Here is a 24,579-nt window from a genome sequence, read left to right as displayed (position 1 = left end):
CTGTTCTGAGGGACGTCGGGGTCACCGGCGGCGCAGTATGGCGGCGAACTCGGCCATGTCCATGGCGAGCTCCGGATTCCGCCGGCCCCACGCCTTGACTGGCGCTCGTACTCGACGCGAGTGCGTTGAAGAGCCGGTTGGAGTCGTACGGTCGGCACCCCGAAGACGTCCTGAACCTGGGTGTCGGTCAGGCACGGGGGCGGCGCTGGTTCTCCTCCCGCGTCAGCAGGCCGAGGACGGCGTGCTCCTGGTGGTGGGCGTGCCACCGGGCCGCGAGCTCGGGGTCGTCGAACACTGCGAGCCCCCGTTCCGTGTTGGAGGTCAGTTGGAAGACCTCCCAGCCGCCGGCCTCGTCGACGAACTGAGTCGCGATGTCATGGAACCTCGGGCCGCGGTAGTACGAGACGTCAATGTCATCGCTCGCCAGCGGGATGCCGGACTCGTCCGAAACCAGGGTGTTGGCTGCCCGCCGGGACTCGAAGTAGGTGTTCACCTGCGGCTGGACTTCGGTCCGCATGGCGCGGACAACGCGCTGCGGGTGGGTCGGCGGCTTCAGACAGTCCTTGTACGAGAAAGCGACTCTGTCGCCGTTGATGTGGACCGCCTCTGGCCCCTTGTGGTTGCCCCGCGGCGTCTTGATGACGCGGAAGTGTGCGACGCCCGGACCGACCTTCTCCGCGGCCTTCGGATGCATGTCGAGCAGGTCGCGCAGTAGCAGGTCGTCCTCCTCCTGATCAACCACGGCGCCCGCGTTGTACCGGCGCAGGATGTCACGCACGGCTTCCTCTCGCGCCGCCTTCGTTGGGTAGCGGCGCGTGCCGATCACGGCCTCGGGCACGGTCGACTCTCTTCTCTCGGGGATTTCTCGGGCAATCCACGCTAGGGCACGAACGCGGACCGGCGTCCGCCGTTTGACAAGCGTTGTTTTCCAGCTACCGCACGATCTGACGCGGTCGTTCCCCGCCCCCTGACGTGCCTGAATCGACGTCACCGCGTTGGCCTGCGGGAACAGAGCGGACCCCTAGATAAAGATGGACCCGCGAGCTGAGCACCGGATCTTCACCGGGTTGCGCCGCCTCGCCGCCGACCGCGCCGTCGTATTGGTCACCCACCGGCTGACCAATGTCGCGATCGCCGACCGCATCGTCGTATTGGACAAGGGGCGCGTCATTCAGCACGGCACCTTCGCCGAGTTGGTGGCCGATCGCGATGGCCTATTCCGTGAGCTGTGGGACCTGCAGAACGAGCGCACCGGACGCATCCTCGCACTCTAGGATCCGCGACTTCGTTAGCAATGAAGGCAGTTCGTTAGCAAGGGATGAGCAAATCCGCGATCTCGTTAACAACGACTACGCTCAGTAGCGATCCCCCTCGGGTCTCCTTCGATCTTTACTGGGCATGTGCTGCCCGTGCTTCGTATCGTCCTCCTCACGGCAGTACAGAGCGCGGGCACAGCGTCCGTCGTACACGCAGTTGGTTAACTTCACGGGCGCCAGGTCGTCCCTGTCCGATGGCCGTCTCTCGCAGGCCCGGAGGCGGCCTGCCGCATCAGGGCGGGGCGGGGAAGAGTGAGCTGTCCGTCGAGGGGGGTAGTAACCCCATGCTCCCTCCATGGGTACGGAGGGAGGAAGCTAGCTTCTGGGCCTTTCGAAAGCGGGGATGGTCGTGGGGGAGGAGAGCCGGGTGGTCCTGTTCGACGTGGTTCTGGAACCGGGGCATGGTGACGGGGAGACTTCGATGGAGCAGAGCTCTGCTCAGCTCGCGCGCGAGCTGAGCAGGCTGCCTGACACGAAGGCACAGCGGCCGACCGGGCCGCCGCCGCCGGACGGAGCCCGCGCCGGGGAAGGTCTCGCAGAGGTCTTCCGGTTGTCGGTCGAGTGCGCGCCCGTCGTCGCGGTGATGTTGCAGACGGTCCAACTATTCCGCGACTGGTCATCGTTGCGGCCCGGGCGCACGGCGCGACTCAAGCGCCGAAACGGGGAGGAGATAGAGGTAGCCGGCCTGTCCGTCGAGGACCAACGACGCCTGATCGACTCGTGGCTGGGCGACCAAGACAGCCCCTCATGACGAGTAGGAGTGCCCTGCTGATCGGGTGCTCCCGCTACAAGGACACGTTCTTCGCCGAACTCGACGCCCCGTTCCACGATCTCGCGGAGCTGAGCACGGTGCTGTCGAGCCAGGAGATAGGCCGCTACGCAGTGCAGCGGCTGTACAACGTGAGTGCTACGGAAGCGAAGGTAGCTACGTCGAAGCTGTTCAAGGGCGTCAAGAAAACAGACGTCTTGTTCATCCACTTCTCCTGTCATGGCTGGCTGGACGACGCCTATCGCCTTCATCTGGTCCTACGCGACTCACAAAGTCAGCACATCGAGGCCACCGGATTCTCCGTCGAATTGCTGGCAGAGCTGCTCGAGACGTGTGCCTCAGAGCAGATCATCCTGAGCCTCGACTGTTGCTACAGCGGACGGGCCAAGCGGGTGCTCACGCACCGCGGCCCGAAGTCTGTCAATCTGGGTGCCAGTCTGGAAGGCAAAGGTTCAGGCTTCGCCATCCTCACTGCCACGACTGAGGTGCAGGCGGCCATGGAGCCGTCCGGGAAGCTGCGTAAGCTCGGTGCACCGCGCACGTCCTTGTACGTCACCGCGCTTGTCGACGGACTCAAGACCGGTGACGCGGACATGAACCGGGACGGCATCGTCTCGACCTCAGACCTGGCGGACTACCTAACCCAGCGGTTCCGCGGGCATGCGCAGCAACCGACGGCGTCCCTGTTCCTCAAGACTCCCGTGGTGGTGGCACTCAACCCGCAGTACCAAGAGCCTGATAGAGAGGCTGGTGAGCCTGCCAAGCGGCCAGAAACGGAAACGATCTGCCGCGTACTGCGCACTGCCCCCCTGCGGCTGGGCCTCGTTGCACGCCCCGGCGCCGACGATGCCGGGCTACAGAACCTGCTGAAAAAAATGAAGCAGGTGGGCCGAGAGACGATACTCGGGTACCGGGACATGGGATATACAGAGAGGCTCTTCAGCGGATTCATTCCCGTGTGGCGCAGCCACGACGGCTACCTTGTCTTCACCAACAGGTCCGTCCACCTGCCCAAGGGCGGGGGGAGCCTGACCTACGCGGAGCTCGCCGATCACCGCATCAAGGCGAGCAGCAAGTGGCACCCGGGGCATCCCCGTCAGGGCGGCAGCTACACGACCTACCACGTCACCTTGACGCATCCCTATCGGACCCTCTCCCTCGCTGTAGAGAGGGAGATCGCCGAGCCTCTGGCTGAACTGCTGACCAACCTTGCCGGGCTCGTCACGGAGGGCTGAGGCCGCGCCGCTCAGCACCCTGGGGGGAGAGAGGAGGAGCCGACGTCGTCGTGTGCGACCGCGGGAACTCCAGGGCGGAGTCCGATTCAGCCCCGTCAGATCCTTCAGCCTGCTCTTGGACGACCACGTGGGGGTGTGACGTGAACCACTGCGTGCGGGATCGATCAACGCTGAAGTCCGGTAGTGCTCGACGAGGGCGGTGTCCTGCTAGCGGCAAGTAGAGACACGGGCACGCTCTCGCTCTGGACGCCACTCAGTGTCACGAATTCGAGCGAGAAGTAATCGCTCGTTGTTAACGAATGACTGGCGTCGACACTGTCAGTTGCGCGCGGATTCCGGTGTTTCGGCAGGAGCCCCTGTCAACGGAGTCGCGGACCCTACACGCACCTGCGGACGCCACTGATGACGTGGCACCCAATCAGCACGCACTGTTCTGACCATCCACGAACAGCGAGGAGGCGCCCGTGATGGGCGAAGACAGCGTCGTAGGGGACAGGCAGGTCGACATCACACGCCCTGACTGAGGTCGGCGTGATCCTACCGACCAGGACTGGCCAGTGCTGCTCTGCCAAGACCGGCATGGCATTGGGGAGCTGCTCAGGTGGCGAGAGATTTGGGACTCCCGGTGATACGAACGTGTGTCAGGGGTGGCATGACGTTGCGTGATCCGACGTGGACGGCTGCCCTACCGCCACTATGCAGTCCCTCCCAGGTTCTGGGGGAGCTGTCCTACACGGCTTTAGCGCGAGCGTTCGTCGTGTCTGGCCTGTGCCACACCTTGAATGAACTGCGTGAGGAGGCCAGCGCATCCGCCGGCGAGGACCGCGGACACAATGCCCGCGGTTGCGATGTCGGGCGTGCTGACGGTGATCGCCATGGCGACGCCACAAGTGACGACGATCCCCAGCGGCTTGGTGGGAATGCGGTACCACCACGGCGTGCCTGCCCCCATGAGCGCCCTCCCACCAATGAGCCAACCGATCGGTGAGGCCAGCGTAGTTAGGGCGAGGGGCACGTGTCTTGCCTACCCGCTGATCATCCTTGCTCGGTACCTCACGGACTGCATGGATCACTCTGGGAGGTACGGGCCCTGCTCCTTGCTCTCCACGCGGGTGCCTGGGAAAACCGATGGCTTGCATCTTGCGACGCGCTGAGCTGGGTCTCCCGGTCGTGGCATGAAGGGCATCCCCACCATGCCGTAAGCGGGCAGACTGCTGCTGACGTCGACGAAGGGGCGGCCCGATGCCGTGGGATCCGGATACACAGTTGCAGGAGCACGCCGAGAGGTATGCGCGCGGCCATGACGGCCAGCACCCGTACACCGACGTGTGGCCGTGGGCGGAGGCCATCGTCGCGTGGCGTGAACAGTGGCTTGGCGGGACCTGGCGTCGTCGCGTCGAGCTGCAGGAAGGGGACCGGGACTTGGTCGTCGCCGGGGTCGCTGAGTCGTTGAGGCTCCTGATGGGGCGCAGTAACCGGCCGCTTGGCGATCTGGCCCTCGACATGCTCAAGGGCGAGCTTTCGGTGTGGCTCCGCTACGGCGTCGACTACCCCGTGCCCGGCGAGACGGGATGGCCAGCCCCCACGGGCCCGTACGCCGACCGCTGGGAGGCGGTGATGAACGTGGTCCGTACCGACGATGTCCGCGGCCGTCGTCTCGGACGGGCGGTGACGGAGATCCTCGCGGCGTTGCTGGCGTACGGCAGCGAGCGTCCGCACTTTCCGGCCCCGGTCTACAGCGGCGCGTTGATGGCGTACCGGCTTGACGAGTGGGGGTACGACGACGTGAGTCTTGCGGAGGTCGCCCCGGTGCTCGGCATGGCCACGGCGGTGCCCGTGATGGACAGCCGCTGGTACGAAGGCGTCATCGGCCTCACCGTTGTTGAACAGTCCGCCTGATCCCGCCGCGCGCGCCGCCCGGTGATCCCTCCTGGGAACTTACGGACTCAACACGGGACTCTCACACGATGAGAGCCACAAGACCGTTCGTAGGCGCATTGGGGCGGTACTCCGCGGGCTCCGGAGACGAGTCCTCTGTAACCGCGCGCCGATGCTGTCCGACAGCCGTTCTAGCGTGGGGTGAATGGATCAGAACAACGACGAGAACCTGCACAGTGTGCGGATCACCGCTCGCGGCGCGAAGGCCGCGATCGAGATCGACGGGCAGCGGGTGGACCCGGGTGCCCTGAGCGGATACACCGTCAGTCACCGGGAGGGAGAGCCGCCACAGGTAGTCCTCTACTCCGGGGACCACGCCGAAACCGCCTTCGAGGGCCTGGCTCGCCTCGCTGTCGGCGATGTGCCCGACCCTGGCCCGGCCGCCGCGGTGTTCCTGTCGGCGATCGATGCCGAGGAACTGGAACGGACCACGCTGGCCCGGCCCGACCTGGGCACGGGCCCGCAGTCGCTGACGCAGGCGATGCTCACCCAGCTCGTGGAGTGGGCTCGTGGCGTTTGATGTGGACGGGGCGCGGCGCGTTGTCGGGCGCATCCTGGACGACAAGCTGGAGGCGTGGCGCGGCAGCGGCGGCCGCGCGGACGACTATCTGGACGAGGCGACGGGGAAGCTGGTGCCGCCGGCGCCGGATGAGGTGCTGATCTGGGATGGGCTTGGTGCGGTGATGTCGCTGGGACGCCCGGCGATCACCAGGCCGCTGGACGGCGCTGTCGCGCAGGAGCCGCCGACCACCGACTACCAGGCCGTGCTGCCCGTGCAGGCCCCGGAATTGCGGCCCGACGACGTGATCCGCGTCGCCGGGTCCGTGCGCCCCGGTGGCCCGCGTGACCCGCAGCTGGTCGGCCGCCGCTTCCGGGTGTCGGATAGGAACGTCGGCACCTACAGCGTGGTGCGCATCGTCCGGGTGCAGGTGATCGACTGATGGCCACCGCGAATCCGCATCCGAACGCGCATCCCGACGCCACGGCGTTCCGTGACCCGATCGCGCTCGCCGCCGCGCTGGCCCGTATGGGCCCGGCCGCCCGAGCCCGTACGCGGACCATCACCCGGCATCACGCGATGCTTCTGCGCGTCCGTATCCAGCGCCACGCCTCCGGCTGGCCGGGGCCGCGGGTGATCACCGGTCAGTACCGGGCGTCGTGGGACGTACGGATGAGTACCGGCGGCGGGCAGGTGACGGCGGAGGTGTACTCCGACGCCCCGCAGGCGAGACGGCTGGAGTACGGCTTCGTCGGTGTCGATTCCCTCGGCCGTCACTACCGGCAGCCGCCGTTCCCGCACGTCGAGCCGGCCTTCCGGCAGACGCAGCCCGGCTTCATCCAGGCGCTGGCGGACGGAGTACTGCCGTGACCGCCGAACGCCTGCCTGTAACTCGGGCGCTCGCCGAGCTCATTGCGAAGGCGACCGGCCGGCCGTGCGGTATCGGTGAACTGCCGCGTGTCCGGAACTACTCCGGGGAGTGGGAGCCAGCATCCGCCCCGTACACGATCCTGGACTCGCTGCCGGGGGAGTTCAGCGGTCCGCCGCTGTGGGACTGGCACGCGGACGCGGCCTGGTCGTACCAGGTGACCTCGGTCGGCGAGCGGGACGACCAGGTGCAGTGGCTGGCCGACCGTGTACGCCATGGCGTCGTCGGCCGCTCCGACGACGAATGGGCCCATGACCTGCATGTTCCCCAAGCCCGTGTGATCGACCGGGAGTTGGATCACGACTCCGGAGGCGAGCCCTCCGTGTCGGCGGCAGGCGCTATCGTGTCCTACGTGCAGCGGTTCACGATCACCGTGACACCCGCTGCTGCATAAACGTTTCCTCACCGCGGAGGCCCGCGCGGACGCTAGGCCCCAGGCCAGGCGAACCCCCTTTGAACCTCAAGGGGCAGGGCCTCGGCACGGGACGCTGCCCCAGAAGTGGGAGCGGACCTGTGTCCCTGAAGAAGCCTGCCACCCAGACCCGATTCCTTCGGCGCGGCATCTCCAAAATCTACTGGCTCAAGCAGATCAGCGACCCGAAGTGGCCGTCGCGCAAGGAGATCAGCGAGCCCAACCGGTTCGACCTCACCAACGCCGTCTCGGACATCGAGGGCTGGGCGCTGGAGAACGACCCGATCGAGACCCCGGACATGGGCTCGACGTTCAACTCCTCGATCCCGGGAAACGACAAGGCCGAGAACAGCTCGCTCACCTTCTACGAGGACCGCCACTCGGACGAAATCGAGCAGCGCCTGCCCAAGGGGGCGAAGGGCTACGTCGTCCTGCTGCGTAAGGGTGACCTTCCCGGCTCGCGTTCGGTGGACGTCTTTCCCGTACAGGTCGCCACCCGCGCCGCGACGTACTCGACCGGCAATGAGGCGGCCAAGTTCAAGGTCGACTTCACCATCATCGACGAGCCGTCGCTGGACGCCGTGGTCCCCGAGGCGTTCCACACCCTCCCGAAGCCGTCCGAAGACTGCGACGACGACCACGACCAGGACCACGGTGACCACGACGGGGACCACGTGGACGTCACCGTCGTGGCCGCGGCCAAGGCCACGGTCCACGAGCACGGCGAGGAGTGACGGTGTCGCGCCCCGCACCGGCCAAGCGCCCGTCCCCTCCCCGCGGTGAATCGTCGGCGGAGGGGGCGTGGGCGGCCAAGATGGACCGTCTGCGCCGCCGCGCCCGGCCGCAGAACAAGCTCCGTGTCTGCGATGACGACCAGCTCAGAACTCGGGTCGAGGCCGCCGAACAGGGTGCCCAGCGTGCCAGGTTCATCGCCGAGGCCACGCCGGCCGACGAGTTGGCGGCGCAGCGCGCTGCCGAGGCGGAAGCGATCGCCGAGACGGTGCGCGCCGAGTTGGATGACGCCTCGGACTTCCTGACGTTCCTGGCGCTGCCGCGCCCGGTACTCGAGGAGCTGATCGCCGCGCATCCGCCGACCGAGCAGCAGGCGGAGGAGGGGGCGGTGTTCAACCCGGACACCTTCCCGGCCGCGCTGATCTCGGCGGCGTCTTTCGACGGGATGAGCCAGGACGAGGCGGCCGAGCTGCTCGCCAGCTGGTCGGCGCCGGACGCCAACCTCCTGTGGGAGGCGGCCTGGCAGGTCCAGCAGGAAAGTCGGGTCGACCTGGGAAAAGGCTGAGCCGTGACGCCGTTCTGAGGGCCGAGCTGGAGTTGTGCGAGAAGTACCGCATCCCGCACTCCCAGCTCCTGGGCGGCGACGGCCGGTGGACGGCGCTGGACCGGGCGAAGGCTCTGGCCTGGGCGGAGTGGCAGCGCGCGGTGTGCCCGGAGTGCCACACCCGGCTGGAGGAGTGGGACGACAAGCGCGGCGGTGACCCGCACGCCTACGTCACCGACACCCTGCGCTGCCCCGGCTGCGAGCTGATCGAGCAGGAGCGCGACCACGTCCCTGGCGACCGGTCCGGCTACGGCGTGAAGATCCAGCTTCTGCCACGCCACCAGCACCGCGACCACACCTGATCCAACCCGCACGACGTACGTAAGGAGCACGGCGGTGGCCGGGTTCACCCTGACCGTGGCGATGCGCGCCGAGGTCCGCGACCTGATCGCGGGAACTCGCGCTGCCTCGGGACAGATGCGGACCCTGGCCGACCGCACCGACGCCGCCAACCGCTCCCTCGCCCGCCTCGACGCCAACGGCGCTCGCCTCGCCTCCCAGTTCGCCGCGCTCAACCGCTCCACCCGCGCGGCCGTCGGCGAGCTGAACCGGATCTCCGCCCGCGCCGCAGCCGCACGCGCCAGCCTGCGCGCGACCGGGGACGACGGTGCCCGCTCCATGTCCCGGCTGCAACGCGCCATGGCCGGCGCTGGCAAGCGCGGCATCTCCACCACCAACATGCTCGCGGGCGGCAGTCTGCTGCTGGGCGCGGGCGAGATGGTCCAAGAGGGCAACCGCTACCAGAAGCTGATGAACCTGTTCCGGGCGGTCACCAGCGCCACTGCCGGACAGATGAAGCGCGCTTCGGTGATGGCGCAGGAGCTGGGCAACGACCTGAGCCTTCCGGGGTCGACCGCGGCGGATGCGGCCGAGGGCATGGTCGAGCTGTCGAAGGCGGGCTTCCGCGCGGACCAGTCCATCGACGCCGTCCGCGCCTCGCTCCAGCTCTCCGCAGCTGCTGACGTCAACGCCGCAACGTCGGCGAGGTACTTGGGCGACATCATGGACCAGTACGGTCTCGGTGCTGATCAGGCTTCGCGGGCCTCGGACACGCTGGCCGCGACCGCGAACAACGCCTCCGGCTCGATCACCGACATCTACTACTCGATGCGGTACGCCGGGCCGGTCGCCAACGCGCTCGGTGTCTCGCTGCAGGACACCGCCGCTGCGGTCGGCATGCTCGGCAAGAGCGGCATCCTCGGGCAGACGGCGGGCACATCGCTCAGGGGTATCTTCGCGAACCTGGCCGCGCCCACGCCGAAGATGCAGAGTGCGCTGAAGGACCTCGGCATCGACGCCTGGACCGCCCAGGGCCGGTTCCGTGGCTTGCGTGTGGTCATCGACGGGCTGTCGAAGGCCGAGCACAACCTGTCCCAGAAGGACTTCACCGCAGGCGTCACCAAGGCGTTTGGCAAGCCAGCGTTGAGTGGCGCGGCGGCGCTCGCGCACCAGGGAACCGAGTCGTTTGACGCCTTGTCGGTGGCGGTGCGCCAGACCGGGGCCGCTGCTTCCATCACCGCCTCGCGCGGCCAGGGCCTGACCGGTGCGATGACGCAGTTGCGCACCCAGGCCAAGCAAACCGGGCTGGCGCTGTACGAGGGCATGGCCCCCGGCCTTGAGTACGTCACCCGGCTGCTGACGCGCGGGATGGCAGGAGCGACGCCTTACCTGACCACCGCGCTGGAGTACGGCCGCAACCTCGCGATCCTGTACGGCCCGGAGCTGAAGGCGAAGGCGGGCTCGGGCCTGGGCGGCCTGATCGACGAGGCCCGCGGACTGCTGGGGCCGCTCAGGGAGATCGGCGAGCACAGCCTGGCCACCGGCCTGAACCTGCTGATCAACGCCGCCCGCACGCTCGGCGATGTCCTGCGCAACGCAGCCGACGGCGCGGAGCCCGTACTGGCGGCAATCTCGGGCCTGGGCAAGGACGGGGGTGCTGCGGCCGGCACGCTCGACATCATCGCCACCGTTGCGAACGCGGCCATGGACGCGGTGTCGGGTCTTTCCGCTGTCCTGGTGCCGATCGGGCACGTTGTGGGCGGGCTGGTCAGTGCCTTCGGCGCGCTGCCTGCCCCGATTCAGTCGGCGGCCCTGGCCATGCTGCTGTTCCGCAGGGCGCAGCCCGGTCTGACCAGTCTCGCAAACACGGTCACTGGTCCCGTGCGCAGTGGATTCCAGAGCATGGCCCAGCAGATGCGAGTGCAACAGACCCTCGCCGCTGCCACGGGTGCGTCTGTGAGCAGGTACGGCGCGGCGTGGGCCGCCGTTCAGGCGCGCGTCGGCTTCCTGGGGAACATGACGGCCGCGTTCCGCAGTGCGAACGGCGCGGGCACCACCTTCACCGGCACCCTCAACGGCATGAGCCGCGCGGCCGGCTCCGGCCTGCGTTCGGCGCTCGGCGGTGTGACCAACGCGCTCGGCGGCCCGTTCGGGGTCGTCATGGCGGGCGTAGCGGTCGGCCTCGGAGTGCTCGCCGCGCGGCAGCAGAAGGCGGCACAGTCGGCGGCCGAACACCAGCAGCGGATCTCCTCGCTCACCTCGGCTCTGCGTGAGTCCGGGGGGCAGATCGATAGCAACGTGCGCAACCAGGCCGCGCAGGCGCTGCTCGACACGAAGACCGACCAGGGCAAGCTCACGAAGGTCATGTCGGAAGCCGGAGTGCCGCTTGCGTCCCTGACGGACGCCTACCTCGGGCAAGGCACGTCCCTGGACGCGTTGCAGAAGAAGCTCCAGTCCACCGCGGATACCCACAAGGTGTGGAAGGACGTCGCCGGTGGCAAGGCCACCGTCCAGGACTACTCGCCCGTCGGTCAGCGGTACAAGGACGCCGCCGACGCCCTGAGCAGCGTCAAGGGCGAGATGGCCGAGTCCATCAAGAACGCCAAGGAGCTGGCCAAGGCCACCCAAGGTGCTGGCAACGGCACCTCCGCCTACGACCGGCTCAAGAGCGCCGTCGGCGGCCTGGCGGATGAGACCGCCGACGCCGACACCCGCACCCGCTCCCTCAAGAGCGCCCTCGACCTGCTCTCGGGCGGCCAGATCTCCCTCCAGGCCGCGAAGGCGAAGGTCAACAGTGCCGTCCTGGACCTGAAGGAGGGCGGCAAGAACGTCAACCAGAAGGAGGGCTACGGCGGCAAGCAGCTGGTCAACCAGGACAAGACCCTCAACACCACGACCCGCAACGGCCAGCAGCTCTACACCCAGCTCACCGCCCTGTCCGACGCGGCGGCCGACGCCTCGGTGGCCACCTACGACCTGGCGCAGCGCAACGGCGAGGCACTGCCCGACGCGCTGGCCAAGGCCCGCGGGGAGATGAGCCGGGCGCGCGCCGAGGCGATCCGGGCAGCGCGCAGTTACGGGCTGACCAAGACACAGGCCGAGGGCGTCGCCGACAGCCTCGGCCTGCTGCCCTCGAAGGTGTCGCTGCTGCTTCAGACCAAGGGCATGGACAGCACGCTCGCGAACCTGATCGCGGTCCAGGCGGAGTTCCGTCGGCTGCCGAAGCAGCGGACCATCAAGGTCGACTCGCTGAGCGATGGCGCGCAGAAGAAGCTGCGCAGTCTCGGCTTCACCGTGAAGACGGTGCCGGGCACGCGGCAGATCAAGATCACCGCTCCGACCGCAGCTGCGAGGAAGAACCTGGACGGACTGATCGACAAGCTCGGCCGCACGCCGAACTCGAAGAACGTACGGGTCTCCGCACCGACCGGGGCCGCGATCAAGAGCCTCGAAGCGGTACAGGCGAAGATCCGGGCGACGCCGGGATCGAAGTCCGTCACGGTCCGCGCACCAACAGCGCAGGCCCGCAAGGAGCTGGAGGCGCTCGGCTTCCGGATCGAGAAGGTGCCCGGCTCCAAGAACGTCAAGGTCACCGTCCCGACCGGCGGAGCACGCAAGGCGGCCGACGACATCCAGGGCCGCATCAACGCGCTGCGCGGCAGGACGATCCCGATCTTCACCTCACTGATCCGCAAGCCCTCGTCGCACGACAAGGACGCCAACGGCATCCCCGACATGATCCAGAACCCCAACTACAAGGGGTTCAACCAGGCCAACGGCGGCGTCGTGGAGTACTACGCCGACGGCGGTGTCCGGGAGGGCTCGGCCCGCCCGCGCCGGCGCGAGCAGCACGTCGCGCAGATCGCTCCGGCCGGATCGTGGCGCATATGGGGTGAGCCGGAGACTTTGGGCGAGGCATATGTACCTCTTTCCCCTGCAAAGCGCGCCCGGAGCAAGGCAGTTGTGGAGGACGTCGTCGGCCGCTTCGGCGGGCAGGTCGAGTGGTTCGCCAACGGCGGAGTCACCGGCCGCACGGGCCGCGACTACGGCCCGGTGGTGGCCAGCTCGTTCAAGCGCGCCAAGGGCGCAGCAGCCATGGCCGATGTCGTGCGCCGCTTCGACATCCGCACCGGCGGCGACAGTGCCCGCGGCCGGGTGGTCGATGCCCGCGCGGGCGAACGCGTCCAGGTCGTCGTCGTCCGCGAACAGCAGCCGCTGATCGGCACCATGCCGGTCACCGTCAGCGACAGCTCAGCAACCCCCGAGCAGATCGGCACGGAAATGATGCGCAACCTGCGCAACGCCCAACGCGGCGGGAGAGTCGGATGAGCACACCAACCCAGCACAAACACCGGATCGACCTCGCCCCGTGGCAGTTCGAGATCGGCGGCGTCGTCCTCGGCAGGGGCACCCGTATCCCCATCGGCAACATCGAAGGGCTCGGCTCGCCCGCCGTCCGCGCACAGGATGTGGATAACCCCGTCGGCGACGGCACCCACCCGGGCCAGGACTTCTACGGGCCGCGCACCGTGCGCATCGAGGCCGGTATCAAGACCCCGGGTGATCCGACCGCCGCGGCCGACCTGCTCGCCCGCCTGGAGCTGGCCGTCGATGATCCGGCCGCCCGTACCCGCCCTGAGGGACGCGCCGTGTTGCGGGGCCGCTGGCCCGGCCACGGCATACGCCGCATGTACGGGCGGCTGCGCCGCATGGAAGCCACCAGCACCGCCAACGCAGTCAACGGGTGGATCCCGCTGGACATCGAGTTCGCCGCCCTCCTCGATCCGCGCTGGTACGCCGACGACCGCTCGCGCCTGACGCTCAGCCTCGACCAGGCCGCCGACCACAAGGCCGACGACCGCAATGTGGAGGCACCACTGTGCGCGCCCGCTGACTGCGGGAGCGCCGACCCGGCCGACCGACCCGGCTGGATCACCAACCACGGCAACGTCTCGGCCTGGCCCAGCATCCGCGTCCACGGCCCCGTCGTGAACCCGCGCATCTGGAACACCGTCACCGGCCGCGTCCTCGAACTCAACCTGTCACTGCGTGCTGGGGAGTGGGTGGAGATGGAGACCCGGCCAGGCACCTGCTGGGCCCTGCGCAACGGCGTCACCAACGTGGCGAACGACCTCACCCCCGTCTCGCGCCTGGACCTGTTCGCCATACCGCGGGGCCGCTCGGAGATCGGCTGGAGCGCCGAGGACCCCACCGGCACCTGCCGACTCGACGTGTCGTGGCGGTCGGCGTACACCGCCCTGTGAATGGAGCAGCAGTGACCCTTGTCCAGCCCCCGATGATGGTGCACGGCGGCCAACGCCCCGCCCGTGCCGTGCGCCTGATGATCCGCGACCTGGCGCGCGGCCGGCAGGGCATCGCCGAAGCCGGGGACCTGAAGGTCCGGCCCCTGGAAGCCCCCGGGCCCGGCATCCGCGTCGGCGACGGCTCCGCCCTCATCCACGGTGCAGGGCCCTGGCAGGGCGCCTACACCCAGAGCAACATCGGCGACGCCGTGGTGGCCGTGCCGCCGACCGGTCCGTTCGCCCGTACGGACCTCCTGGTCCTGCGTATCGAAGATCCTGAATTCGAGGGCGAGCGGGACCCGCGCACGCAGGACATCGGCTACTTCCACCTCATCCAGGACATCGGCAACGAGGCGACCCCTGCGCCGCGTGGCATGACCGCTATCCCGCTGGCGCGGATCACCTTGCCCCGTAACACCGCGGCCGTCACCGCGGAGATGATCACGGACTTGCGGCGGATCGCCAACCCGCGCACCGAGCGGACCCTGCGCACCGTGCACCCCGACAACACCGAGAAGGTGCCCGGGAAGCATGGCCACTGGGCGACCTGGCCCAAGGACGCGGCCTGGGACGTGGACGTGCCAGTGTGGGCGACGCAGGCCACCATCGTGATCACCCTCTCCGGTCTGCGTGCGGAGGCGGGCAGCATCTACGCCGAGCTGCGCATGCGCTTGGGCGAGCGAAGCTCCAAGCCGACCGTCGTGGACGACGACGGCACGACCACGCGCCGCGCCACCGTCGTGCTTGCCGACACCTTCGCCGTGCCGCCCGCCTACCGGGGCACGCGCCAGCGCCTGGTCGTGCAGATCAACCAGATCGACAAGTACGGCGACGGTGACCTGTCGGTGGCCAAGGGCACCACGGTCACCGCCGACATCGAGTTCACGGAAAGCCCGGTGTGACGATGCCCGACTACCGCTACATCGTCGCCCGCGCCGCGACCGGAGAGGTCCTGCACTGGAACCTGCCACTGTCCGAGGTGGAGTTCGGGCCCGAGATGTCCGGGCCCGGCTCACTGAGCGCCACCCTGAGCCCGACGTTCGCCCGCCCCCTGAACGACATGCTCGACGCCGGAAACGCCGTGGTCCTCGCCGAGCGAGACTCCAAACTCCTGTGGGGCGGGCTGATCTGGCGCGCGGAACCGCAAGGGCCGAAGCTCCCCATCGAAGCCGCCGGGTTCACCAGTTACCTGCACCGTCGCTTCGACCTGCACGGCAACCTGGGCGGACGTGGCCCCTACATCGAGGCCGACCCGTGCACCGTGATCCGGGACGTGTGGGCCTACGCCCAACAGCAGCCGGACGGCGACCTCGAGGTCGCCGTGGACGACACCAAGTCGCAGGCCAAGACCGGCACCGCGAAGGACCCCTACGACATCCCCCGCTGGGATGTCCGCAACCTTGGCGAGATCGTCGACGAGATGGCCGACATCGATGACGGCCTGGAGTGGTCCGAGACCGTGGCATGGCGCGGACGCCGGGCCGAGCGGCGCATCATCCTCGGCGCACCGAAGCTCGGCCGGCGTCGCGAGGACCTGACGTTCACCACCAGCGCCAACGTCGTCGGCGAACCCCAGGTGATCAAGGACGCCGACGAGTACGCCCAGTGGGTCGTCGGCCTCGGAGCGGGCGAGGGCAAGAAGCGCAAGATCGTCATCGACGGCGTCCGCAACCAGCGGCTGCGCCTGGAACACAAGCTGGAGACCAGCGAGAAGGACGAGACCAAGCTCAAGCAGCGCACCCGCCGCGAACGCCTGGCGCGGCAGATCCTGCCCACGCTCACCGAGCTGGAGATCGTCGATCACCCGGCCGCGCCGATCTCCTCGCTGCGCATCGGCGACGACGTACGCATCCGGCTGCACGAGCCGCACACCACCTACGACGGATGGAACCGCATCATCGGCTGGACCGTACGGCCCGGCCAGGGCGAGACCCCCGAGCGCGTGACGCTGAAGCTGGAACGCACTGTGAAGCCCGCCGACAGCGCGGATGAGGCGGAGGAGAAGTAGATGCCGGACACGATCGCCACGCTCGCGCGCCGCCTGGCCCGACTGGAGCGGCGGGTGACGGTGCTGGAGCGGGCTCGGCGCGCGCCGTACCCGCCGTGGCGCGACTTGCCGCTGACCGGCGACACCGCAATTCCCGACTCCGTACAGCCGCCGCAGATGCGCGCCAACCTGTGGGACACGCTGGACTTCAGCGGCCGGATCGGCCTGCCAGGTGGACGTGCGGTGGACGAGTCACTCGTCGCTCTCCTGCCGGACGGCTACTGGCCAGCCGTGCCCCGCACCGTCCCGGTGGCCTCCGATGCGAACCGCCGTGAACTCCACCTCGACATCAGCCCCGAGGGGAGGATGACCCTGCGGGTGCAGGACGGCGGCAGCGTGAAAGCCACCTGGCTCAGCCTCGATAGCGCCTCGTGCCGCATCGACGGCGACGACGAGTAAGCGCCCACCAGCAGCAACGACGCGGCCCGCTGTATCAGCTGCTGGATACCATGACGACCGGGTGACCCTCCACCCAACGCTTCGCAGCCAACTCCCCGAGGGACCGGCCCAGACCCATGGGTCCGGCCGACCGCCATACGGCGCAGGGGAGAAAGGCGAAGCGAGCGTGGCAACCCCTTTGAGCGCGGACAAGTTCCTGTCCGTGCTGAAGCACGCGGGCCTCGGTGTCGTCGAGCACGGCAAATGGCGCACCCACAACCGCAACACCCACGGCAACTGGGGCCCCATGAACGGGGTGATGATCCACCACACCGGCCCCTACTCGTCCGAAGCCGACATGGTGGACCTGTGCCGCGTCGGCTACCAGGACCTACCCGGGCCGCTGTGCCACGGGGTGATCGACCGGTCCGGCGCGGTGCACCTGGTCGGCTACGGCCGAGCGAACCATGCGGGCATGGGCGATACGGACGTGCTGCTCGCTGTCATCGCGGAGAAGGAGAGGCTCCCGCGCGACAACGAGGAAGACACGGATGGCAACCGGCATTTCTACGGATTCGAATGCATCAACTCCGGCAACGCGAAGCAGCCCTGGCCCACGGCGCAGCTGGATGCGATGGCGCGCGCCGCGGCCGCGATCTGCCGTGCCCACGGATGGAACGAGCACAGCGTCATCGGGCACAAGGAGTGGAAGCCGTCCAAGCCCGACCCCGCCGGCATCGACATGGACGACTTCCGGGCCCGCGTCGCCCAGCACCTCAAGGACGAGGGCAAGCCGATCGGCAAGCCGAAGCCGAAGCCTGACCCGAAGCCCAAACCCGATCCGAGGCCGAAGCCGAAGCATGCCGCTTACCCGGGCAAGGACTTCTTCCGCGACGGCCGTTCCTCGCCGGTGATCGCGGCCATGGCGAAGCGGCTGGTTGCCGAGGGCTGCGACTCCTACGAGACACGGCCGTGCCCGGTCTGGGACGACGCGCACCGGCGCTCGTACGCGGCCTGGCAGATCAAGTGCGGCCATCACGGCGCCGCCGCCGACGGCATCCCCGGCCCGGAGACCTGGGCCAAGCTGCGCGTCCCGCACCAGGCCAGCGCAACCGAACCGACACCCGACCAGCACGAGCAGGAGAAGCCCGACCCCATGCCGCAAGCCCTCGCCGACGTCGCCGAACGCACCATCGCCACCTACCTCCAGTCCGTGCTGGGCCTGATGGCCGCGTCCAGCACCACCGACATGGTGTCCCTCACGGCATGGCAGGCAGCCGCCGTCTCCGCGATACCCGCGGCCCTGTCGGCGCTGAAGTCCACCATCGGGACGGTCCTCGGGCGGCCGGGCACCGCCTCATGGCTGCCGCTCAAGCGCGACCCGGCCACCCCCGCCCCCTGACCCGCGCCACGAAGGAAAGGAGAAGTGCCGTGCCGGAGGGAGAGGTCGCACTGGCCCTCGCCGAGCTGCGCAGCGCGCTGGAGGTCGGCCTGGCGAAGATTGACGGGCAGCTCGCGCTGCTGGTCCAGCGCAGTGACCAGACGGACAAGGCGGTGGAGGACCTGGAGCAGCGGGTGACGTCGTTGGAGAAAGGGCGGTGGCCGCTGCCGACTATCGCCGTCCTCGCCAGCATCACGGCCATGGGGCTGACGCTGTACGCCGTGCTCAGGGGCTGAAGGCCGAACTCTCCTGCCAGGCCGAGGGGTTGTCCGACTCTCCCAGTAGCGTTGGCGGCACCATACGTATCTTCCTGCGGCCTGGGGGTCTTCATGGATACCGAGCACCTGATCGTCACCGACTTGGAAGTGGACAGCGCACTCGCCGACCTGTCGGTCCCGCTGGCCCTACGTGCCGTCTGGCAGCTCCTGTCGGAGTCCGATGTACGTCTGGCCGAAGCGGTCGCACTGGACGTACCGGACGTCGAACTCGCTGACCGCCTCGTCGTCCTCCATGACACCAAGGACGGCGGTACGTACGAGTCGGGGATCACTGCAGCCACCGCCGCTCAGCTGACAGAACTGATCGGGTCGCGGCCAAGCGGACCGGTGTTCACCATCGAGTCGCGCCGCCTGCGCAAGGAAGAGGTTGCGGCAGGGTTCCGGCAGATCACAGGCAAGAGCGTGCACGCCCTCCGCTTCACCCGGCAGGCACGCCGACACCGCAGCACCGCGCGTCCACAGCTCGTCGCGCGCATGGCCGACGAGGAGACGGCGGCCCCCGCGTAGCGCGTGCGCGGCGGGAATCCGCAGACGAACGCGAACGGGCCCCCGCCAGAGCGGGGGCCCGTTCAGGTCCTCTTGGAAAGACCGCCGCCAACTTTATCAGCGCCCTGCGCTGAGCGGGACGGCACGGGACGCAGCTACCCTTCCCGTCGGCACGCGAGGGCGAGACAGTGAAGGACGGGGCGATGACTGCGAGCAAGCCGTACATGGTCGGGCACCAGGAGTTCGCCGCCCTGTACGGGGTGGAACCGCAGATGGTGGGGCAGTGGCTGAGCCCGAGCCGGGCCGCCCTGGACCCGGCGACGGCCATCGTCGTCTCCGGCGTCCGCTACTGGCCGCTCGGGTTCGCCTGCCGGTACGGGAACACCACACCCCGGTTCAAGCAGGTCAACGTGCGGGTCAAGGAACGGCTCATCGCAGAGCAGGGGGACGGCTGGGTGGCCGACTCCCGTGACCAACTGCCCGCGATCGTCGGACAGCAGGAGATCATCGAGCTGTTCCACCTGCCGGCACAGGGCAACCTCGCGACGGCGATTGCCACCGGGCGCTTCCCGGAGGCCGACTGGCTGCTGTCCGGATCGCGACTATGGCTGCTCGACACCGTGATCGAGGCCGTGCCCGCGCTGCGCGAGAGCGCCCGCAGCCTGCCGTGGAATCTGGACACCACGGTGGCCGACGCCCTGCGCGCAGGCACCTACGACGGCCCCGGCTCAGTCGTTCTGACCCGTGGCCGCCACGCCCGAAAGGGCCTCTGACCTGCGCAAACACTGTACGTAGACCCCGAATGCGAATAAGATATACACATACCCCTTCGGGGGTATCGATCCCTACTCGCACAAGGAGGAACCCGTGCAGATCATGCACACCCCCGGCGGTGACGTCGTCGCCGCGATGCAGGTGAAGGAACTGCTCCTGACCGAGGTTGCGTTGATGGCCTACGTCGCCGAGAACCCGGACTCCAACTTCGCGGTCCGCATGATGCAGGACCTCGTCACCGCGAACGAAGACGCCGAGCGGCGCGCGGAAGAAGCCGCCGAGAACGCCGAGGCCGCAGCGACGGCCTGATGCCGCATGCGTGAAGTCGCGCCTCCGGTAGCGGGGTTGATCATCCGGCCTCCATCCCTCAAGATAGATGACATTCTTGAAATCAGTCATCAGGGGGTGGCGTATGGCGGTCGTCCAGGACGAGATTCCGGGCCTGGTGATCCACACCGTGCGGCAGCCCGACGGTCACGAGGCGACTATCCAGGCGCAGTTCGAGGCGTTCCACCAGCTCAACCCCTGGGTCCTGCGGGCCCTGGAGAGCCTGACCGCCGACTACCTCGCCCGCGGCGCCCGGCGCGTCGGCATCGGGATGCTCTTCGAGGTCCTGCGCTGGCGCTACGCCACCGCTACCGAAGGCGACGAGTTCCGCCTCAACAACAACTACCGCTCCCGGTATGTCCGCCTGCTCATCGAGCGGCACCCGGAGTGGACCCCCGCGTTCGAGGTGCGCGCACTGCGCACCGACTGAACCGATCCTCTTGGAGTAAGACAGTGAACGACCAACAACCCACCGACACCGAGGCCGTTGAGGGCACGATCGTCCAAGCGGCCCCAAAGGCAGTAGCGGCGGCCGGGGCGAGTGCCATCGTCCTGCGCGCCGACCAGGACGAGTTTGACCACAAGCAGCTCAGCACGCTCGCGCTGATCAGCCCCGGACTGGCCCAGGCGCAGCGCGGCCACCTCGCGATGTTCTTCCACTACTGCGTCCGCACGGGGCTGGACCCGTTCGCCCGGCAGATCTACTTGATCGGGCGCAAGAACTGGAAGGCGGCCGAGGACAACAACGAACCGGCGATGACCTGGACCATCCAGACCGGCATCGACGGATTCCGCACGGTCGCCCACCGGGCTGCCGCGAAGGCCGGGGAAAGCATCTCCTACGAGGACACCGTCTTCTACGACGCAGAAGGTCGCGCCCACGACGTGTGGCTCTCGAAGGCGTACCCGGCCGCCGTCAAGGTCACCGTCCTGCGCGGGGCCGCCCGCTTCCCGTTCATCGCCAAGTGGGATGAGTTCGCCCCCACGTACTACGACGCGAAGAACAGCACCTACGTCGTGGCGAAGATGTGGCGGAACATGCCTGCCCACATGCTCCGCAAGTGTGCCGAGGCCGGGTCACTGCGCATGGCCGCGCCCCAGGACCTCTCCGGCGTGTACGCGGACGAGGAAATGGAGCACGTCGACGCCGAGGCCGTGGCCGGCGTCGCCGAGGACGCCGCCCAGCGGCTGCGGGCCGCCGCAGGGCTGGAAGACGACGGGCAGGACGGCGGCACCGCCGACGAGCCCGCCGAGGACCCGGCCGACAAGAAGGAAAGGGCGGAGCGCAAGCCCGCGCCGAAGAAGCGGACCAAGCCTCGCCAGCAACCCGAGCCCGAGCCCGACCAGGCCGAAGAGGCCCCGGCCGCGCGCCAGCGTGCCGCTCCCCGGAAGCAGACCGCGCCGGACAAGGACCGCGCCGCCTCCTGACCCCCTACCCGATCCGTACGGGTGCCGCCCGCATCGGGGCGGGCGGCCCCGCCTTCTTCTTGGAGACCTGTATGACCATCACGGCCGAGCGTCCCGTCAGCCTGTGGCCCGCAGCCCACAAGGCCGACGCACGCCGACCCCGCTCTCTGCAAACCAAGATCGGAGCCAGCGACACCGTCTGCGCCCGCCGCGCCGGATACCTCCTGCACGGCTACACGCCCACCGACGGCGGCGAGAAGCGCAAGGCGATCCTGGGCACCTGGCTGCACGCCGGAATCCTCGCAGCCGCACGCGAGGAGTTCGGGTGGATCATCGAGCGCCGCGTCGAGGACGAGACGATCCGGGGCCACATCGACGCCGTCCAGCTCGACAGCGACACCGCGGCCCGCCTGCCCCGTCGACTGCGCCCCAGCCTCCCGGCCCAGGAGACGACCGTCGAGGACGTGAAGACCAAGAGCACCTACCAGTGGGACAGCGTCCTGCGCTACGGGGCCAGCGACGCCGAGATCCGCCAAGTCCTGCTCTACGCGGACCTGCTGCGCAGCGAGGGGTTCGCCGACGTCGAGGGACAGCGACAGCTCGCCCGCCTCGGCCCGGTGAACGTCGGTCGCATCCGGTTCCGGTTCATCAACCGCGACAACGGCGACGACCATGTCCAGGAGATGGCCTACAGCGCCGAGCGCGCCAGCGGCGCGCGCTGGTGGGTCCAGCAGGTCAGGGCAGCGGCGACGCCGGAGGAACTGCCCCGCACCTTCGAGGGGCCGGGCCTGTCCGCCATTTGTGACCACTGCCCGTTCAAGACGGCCTGCTGGGGCAGCGTCGCTGCCGGCCGCCGTCCGCAGAGCATCCTCATCCACGACGACGCCGACCGCGCAGCCGCGCTGAAGGAGTACGTCGAGGTCACCGCGGAGATGAAGCCGCTCAAGGAGCGGTTGAAGTTTCTGCGGGCTAAGCTCGACGGCTCCGATGCGGGCGTCTACGGCGACAACGTGCTGACGTGGAGCGGAGGGAACCCCACCAAGGTCGATGACGTGGACGCCATGACCGCGCTGTACCAGCGGGCCGGTCTTGAGGTTCCGATGGCACCGGACGCCTCGACAATGAGGGCGCAGCTGAAGGCTGCGGGCATACCTGTGCCTGTACGGCTCGACCACGACAGGCACACGTCGGTGAGCATCAACGTCAGCCTGCGCAAGAAGCCCTGAGCCCGCGAACCGGTAGGGGCAGGACGGACATTGGCCCTGCCCCTACCCCAGTGCGGCCCGGACCGGACGCAATACGGAGAGGTGCCGGTGAGCATCCAGTTGATGGTGGTGGCGGCCTATCTGCCCAAGGAGGTGATCAACCAGACGCAGAAGTTCGTGCTGATGAAGATTGCGGACTCTGCGGACGACCAGACGCGTCTGGCGCGACCGGGGCTGGAGCGGATGATGGCGTGGGCCGGCGTGGGGGAGAAGCAGGTTATCGCGGTCGTGACGGAGCTAGTCGGGCTCGGCCTGGTCGAGCGGGTGGAAGTCGGGCGCGTCGGCCGCCGCGCCGAGTACCGGGTGTTTCCCGACGGTGTTCCTCCGATCCCCAGTACGGAGGAGCTGATCGAGCGGCGCCGCGCGGCGCAGCGTTCCCCGAAGAACCCCCGGCTGGCGCGTCAGGTCGAGCGCCGCAGGCGGCCGTCTGCGGCGGCTCGTACCCAAGATGATGTGGCCGCGCGGGAGGAAGCACGCGACGCATTGCAGGCCACTGCCGAGGGAGGGTTCCCCCAGGGGAACCCTGAAGACGGGGAGGGGAGGGTTCCCCCAGGGGAACCCAGTGGGTTCCCCGGGGGGAACCAAGAGGGTTCCCCCAGGGGAACCCCTTCTCTTCCTTCTCCTTCCTCTTTCCTTCCTATCCCCCCTACCCCCACAGCGGACGCCGCGGGGGAGCCCGCCGCGGCCGGGTACGAACAGCAGCCGGGCGGCTGCCCGAAGCACACGGAGCCGGTCGGCAACTGCCGGGGGTGCGGCACCAACCCGCGCGCCGGTCGTGAACAGGCACGGCGTGACGCGATCCAGGGCGAGCACGCCTCGCAGCAGCAGTGGCTGCGGGAGTTCTTCGCCGAGCGGGCACGGCGCGTTGCCGCGTCGGACCCGCAGGCCGAGGAGATGGCACGCAAGCGGGTGCGGGAGCTGGCCCGCATGGGGCGTGAGCGCGGGCCCAACACCGGCCGCAGGTAGGCGATTTCGAAGATCGCCAACATTGACGCCCCGGCGTATACGAATAAGATATAAGTAACCAGTTCGGAACTCACCCGGACTCAACCTCTTGGGAGAACCCATGAACACCCTGACCCTCGACCCCATCGCCTACGTCGTCGTGGCCGCAGTCGTCCACGGCCCGAACGCCGACCCCATCCTCGGCAAGGGACTGTTCTGCTCCATCGACTGCGCCGCACACGAGGTGCGCGACCTGACCGTGGCGCTCGGCCTGCAAGAGCAGGGCGCGACGCTCCTCGCCCGGCACTCGGGCCGCCCCATCGGCGTCGCCGTCACCCGTGGCGGCCGCACGTGGGCGGTGGAAGTCCACTCGACGCACGAGCTGGCCAGCAACGGCTAAACCCACCTCCTGAGATAGGAGACATTTTTCAATCGGTGGACGCCCCATGCGAGTGTCCACCCGCAAGCCCCTCTTGGAGACCGAAATGACCATCGCGGCACTGCCCGACCACAACAACCTCACCGACCCGCTGTGGCTGAAGCTGTTCCACGGCTACCGCCACGTCATCACCCCCCTGCGCCACAACGGCTGGACCACTGACGTCGATCTGGACGGCCGCATCCGGGCCAACCTCGGAGACGGCACCGAGCTGGTCATCGCCGGAGCGCACGAGCTGCCCGTCGACCCCAGCGAGGTGAACGGCTGGACAGTGGTACGCCAGGGCATCGAGAACCCCGACGTGCACACCGCCCTGTACGACTCCACCCCGGACGGCGCGCAGAGCCACCACGGAACCAGCCTCATCCCGATGTTCGCGCGCATCGACGAGCTGGACGTCCCCAAGTCCACGAAGCGGCTGATCGCCTCGGCCACCCACACTGCCCCCTACGGCGCGAACCACAACCAGAGCGCGGGCATCGAGACGCCGGGAACGGCCGTCGCTCGCTTCTTCGAGTGGTCGCGGCGGATGGTCGCTGAAGAGGGCTACCGCCACGTCTGGCAGCGCCCGGAGCCCGAGGGCTACCCGCTGGCGCTCTTCGAGCGCGTCGGCCACATCACCACCGTCCGCGTCACACGCAGCGATGACTGACCGGCCGCGCCGCGCGCGGGGCCCCCATCGGGGCCCAAGCCGGTGATCTGGCTGCTGATCGCTTGCCTTCTCGGCCTTGTGGCGTTCACCGCCCTCGGGATCGAGGACAGCCGCCACCACCGCGC

General features: G+C 68.6%; 28 protein-coding genes and 1 pseudogene. 27 read left to right on the top strand and 2 right to left on the bottom strand.

What is annotated here, in order from left to right; genetic code table 11:
* Positions 1-187: 187 nt before the first annotated feature.
* Positions 188-838: a DUF3223 domain-containing protein gene (locus tag ABZW18_RS05645; RefSeq protein WP_356182524.1), complete on the bottom strand. Its 651-nt coding sequence runs from the start codon at positions 836-838 to the stop codon at positions 188-190.
* 193 nt (positions 839-1,031) lie between these two features.
* Here ABZW18_RS05645 and ABZW18_RS05640 point away from each other — a divergent pair.
* The 3 genes and pseudogenes from ABZW18_RS05640 to ABZW18_RS05630 form a co-directional block, all read left to right on the top strand.
* Positions 1,032-1,274, top strand: a pseudogene (locus ABZW18_RS05640) (ABC transporter); the annotation flags it as partial.
* Positions 1,275-1,737: 463 nt separating this feature from the next.
* Positions 1,738-2,067: a hypothetical protein gene (locus tag ABZW18_RS05635; protein ID WP_356182521.1), complete on the top strand. Its 330-nt coding sequence runs from the start codon at positions 1,738-1,740 to the stop codon at positions 2,065-2,067.
* Positions 2,064-3,320: a caspase family protein gene (locus tag ABZW18_RS05630; protein WP_356182519.1), complete on the top strand. Its 1,257-nt coding sequence runs from the start codon at positions 2,064-2,066 to the stop codon at positions 3,318-3,320. The genes ABZW18_RS05635 and ABZW18_RS05630 overlap by 4 nt, the downstream gene beginning before the upstream one ends.
* Positions 3,321-4,059: 739 nt before the next feature.
* Here the strand turns inward: ABZW18_RS05630 and ABZW18_RS05625 are convergent.
* Complete coding sequence (locus ABZW18_RS05625; protein WP_356182517.1) at positions 4,060-4,272, bottom strand: hypothetical protein; 213 nt, start codon at positions 4,270-4,272, stop codon at positions 4,060-4,062.
* Positions 4,273-4,562: 290 nt separating this feature from the next.
* On the opposite strand from ABZW18_RS05625, the gene ABZW18_RS05620 reads away from it, so the two are divergent.
* From ABZW18_RS05620 to ABZW18_RS05505, 24 genes are all read left to right on the top strand, one after another.
* The gene (locus ABZW18_RS05620) at positions 4,563-5,219 is read left to right on the top strand and encodes a hypothetical protein (RefSeq protein ID WP_356182514.1); all 657 of its coding nucleotides are present in this window, start codon (positions 4,563-4,565) and stop codon (positions 5,217-5,219) included.
* 184 nt (positions 5,220-5,403) lie between these two features.
* Positions 5,404-5,778, top strand: coding sequence for a hypothetical protein (locus ABZW18_RS05615; protein WP_356182512.1), 375 nt, complete (start codon positions 5,404-5,406; stop codon positions 5,776-5,778).
* Positions 5,768-6,199: a DUF6093 family protein gene (locus ABZW18_RS05610; RefSeq protein ID WP_356182510.1), complete on the top strand. Its 432-nt coding sequence runs from the start codon at positions 5,768-5,770 to the stop codon at positions 6,197-6,199. Before ABZW18_RS05615 ends, ABZW18_RS05610 begins: the two co-directional genes overlap by 11 nt.
* Positions 6,199-6,627, top strand: a complete 429-nt coding sequence (locus ABZW18_RS05605; protein ID WP_356182507.1) for an HK97 gp10 family phage protein — start codon at positions 6,199-6,201, stop codon at positions 6,625-6,627. Before ABZW18_RS05610 ends, ABZW18_RS05605 begins: the two co-directional genes overlap by 1 nt.
* Positions 6,624-7,079 (top strand): hypothetical protein, encoded by a 456-nt coding sequence (locus ABZW18_RS05600; protein ID WP_356182504.1) that lies wholly within the window; start codon positions 6,624-6,626, stop codon positions 7,077-7,079. The genes ABZW18_RS05605 and ABZW18_RS05600 overlap by 4 nt, the downstream gene beginning before the upstream one ends.
* A gap of 119 nt (positions 7,080-7,198) precedes the next feature.
* On the top strand, positions 7,199-7,831 hold the full coding sequence (locus tag ABZW18_RS05595; RefSeq protein ID WP_356182501.1) for a hypothetical protein: 633 nt from the start codon (positions 7,199-7,201) through the stop codon (positions 7,829-7,831).
* A gap of 2 nt (positions 7,832-7,833) precedes the next feature.
* Positions 7,834-8,394, top strand: a complete 561-nt coding sequence (locus ABZW18_RS05590; protein WP_356182498.1) for a hypothetical protein — start codon at positions 7,834-7,836, stop codon at positions 8,392-8,394.
* Positions 8,395-8,426: 32 nt separating this feature from the next.
* Positions 8,427-8,735, top strand: a complete 309-nt coding sequence (locus ABZW18_RS05585) for a hypothetical protein (protein ID WP_356182495.1) — start codon at positions 8,427-8,429, stop codon at positions 8,733-8,735.
* Between the two features lie 34 nt (positions 8,736-8,769).
* Positions 8,770-13,041, top strand: a complete 4,272-nt coding sequence (locus ABZW18_RS05580) for a phage tail tape measure protein (protein ID WP_356182492.1) — start codon at positions 8,770-8,772, stop codon at positions 13,039-13,041.
* On the top strand, positions 13,038-13,976 hold the full coding sequence (locus tag ABZW18_RS05575; protein ID WP_356182490.1) for a hypothetical protein: 939 nt from the start codon (positions 13,038-13,040) through the stop codon (positions 13,974-13,976). Before ABZW18_RS05580 ends, ABZW18_RS05575 begins: the two co-directional genes overlap by 4 nt.
* A gap of 11 nt (positions 13,977-13,987) precedes the next feature.
* Positions 13,988-14,917: a hypothetical protein gene (locus ABZW18_RS05570; RefSeq protein WP_356182487.1), complete on the top strand. Its 930-nt coding sequence runs from the start codon at positions 13,988-13,990 to the stop codon at positions 14,915-14,917.
* Entirely contained in the window at positions 14,914-16,023 is a 1,110-nt protein-coding gene (locus tag ABZW18_RS05565) for a hypothetical protein (RefSeq protein ID WP_356182484.1), read from the top strand. The genes ABZW18_RS05570 and ABZW18_RS05565 overlap by 4 nt, the downstream gene beginning before the upstream one ends.
* A complete protein-coding gene (locus ABZW18_RS05560) occupies positions 16,024-16,461 on the top strand; it encodes a hypothetical protein (protein WP_356182481.1) in 438 nt (145 codons plus the stop codon).
* A 166-nt stretch (positions 16,462-16,627) separates the two neighbouring features.
* The gene (locus ABZW18_RS05555) at positions 16,628-17,842 is read left to right on the top strand and encodes a peptidoglycan-binding protein (RefSeq protein WP_356182478.1); all 1,215 of its coding nucleotides are present in this window, start codon (positions 16,628-16,630) and stop codon (positions 17,840-17,842) included.
* A gap of 29 nt (positions 17,843-17,871) precedes the next feature.
* Entirely contained in the window at positions 17,872-18,117 is a 246-nt protein-coding gene (locus ABZW18_RS05550) for a hypothetical protein (protein WP_356182475.1), read from the top strand.
* Between the two features lie 93 nt (positions 18,118-18,210).
* Entirely contained in the window at positions 18,211-18,666 is a 456-nt protein-coding gene (locus tag ABZW18_RS05545; RefSeq protein WP_356182472.1) for a hypothetical protein, read from the top strand.
* Between the two features lie 182 nt (positions 18,667-18,848).
* On the top strand, positions 18,849-19,418 hold the full coding sequence (locus ABZW18_RS05540; protein ID WP_356182470.1) for a hypothetical protein: 570 nt from the start codon (positions 18,849-18,851) through the stop codon (positions 19,416-19,418).
* Positions 19,419-19,512: 94 nt separating this feature from the next.
* Entirely contained in the window at positions 19,513-19,728 is a 216-nt protein-coding gene (locus ABZW18_RS05535; RefSeq protein WP_356182467.1) for a hypothetical protein, read from the top strand.
* A 103-nt stretch (positions 19,729-19,831) separates the two neighbouring features.
* Positions 19,832-20,176, top strand: coding sequence for a hypothetical protein (locus tag ABZW18_RS05530; protein WP_356182465.1), 345 nt, complete (start codon positions 19,832-19,834; stop codon positions 20,174-20,176).
* A 23-nt stretch (positions 20,177-20,199) separates the two neighbouring features.
* The gene (gene bet, locus ABZW18_RS05525) at positions 20,200-21,174 is read left to right on the top strand and encodes a phage recombination protein Bet (RefSeq protein ID WP_356182462.1); all 975 of its coding nucleotides are present in this window, start codon (positions 20,200-20,202) and stop codon (positions 21,172-21,174) included.
* A gap of 71 nt (positions 21,175-21,245) precedes the next feature.
* Positions 21,246-22,379: a PD-(D/E)XK nuclease family protein gene (locus tag ABZW18_RS05520; protein WP_356182459.1), complete on the top strand. Its 1,134-nt coding sequence runs from the start codon at positions 21,246-21,248 to the stop codon at positions 22,377-22,379.
* Positions 22,380-22,466: 87 nt separating this feature from the next.
* Positions 22,467-23,384, top strand: coding sequence for a helix-turn-helix domain-containing protein (locus tag ABZW18_RS05515; protein WP_356182457.1), 918 nt, complete (start codon positions 22,467-22,469; stop codon positions 23,382-23,384).
* Positions 23,385-23,484: 100 nt separating this feature from the next.
* Positions 23,485-23,763 carry a hypothetical protein gene (locus tag ABZW18_RS05510; RefSeq protein ID WP_356182454.1) on the top strand — a complete coding sequence of 93 codons (279 nt, stop codon included), beginning with the start codon at positions 23,485-23,487 and terminating at the stop codon, positions 23,761-23,763.
* Between the two features lie 85 nt (positions 23,764-23,848).
* The gene (locus tag ABZW18_RS05505; protein ID WP_356182451.1) at positions 23,849-24,454 is read left to right on the top strand and encodes a hypothetical protein; all 606 of its coding nucleotides are present in this window, start codon (positions 23,849-23,851) and stop codon (positions 24,452-24,454) included.
* Positions 24,455-24,579: the final 125 nt, after the last annotated feature.

Source organism: Streptomyces sp. NPDC004647 (assembly GCF_040609575.1).
Classification (GTDB): Bacteria; Actinomycetota; Actinomycetes; order Streptomycetales; family Streptomycetaceae; genus Streptomyces.
This window is presented reverse-complemented; position numbering and strand designations above follow the sequence as displayed.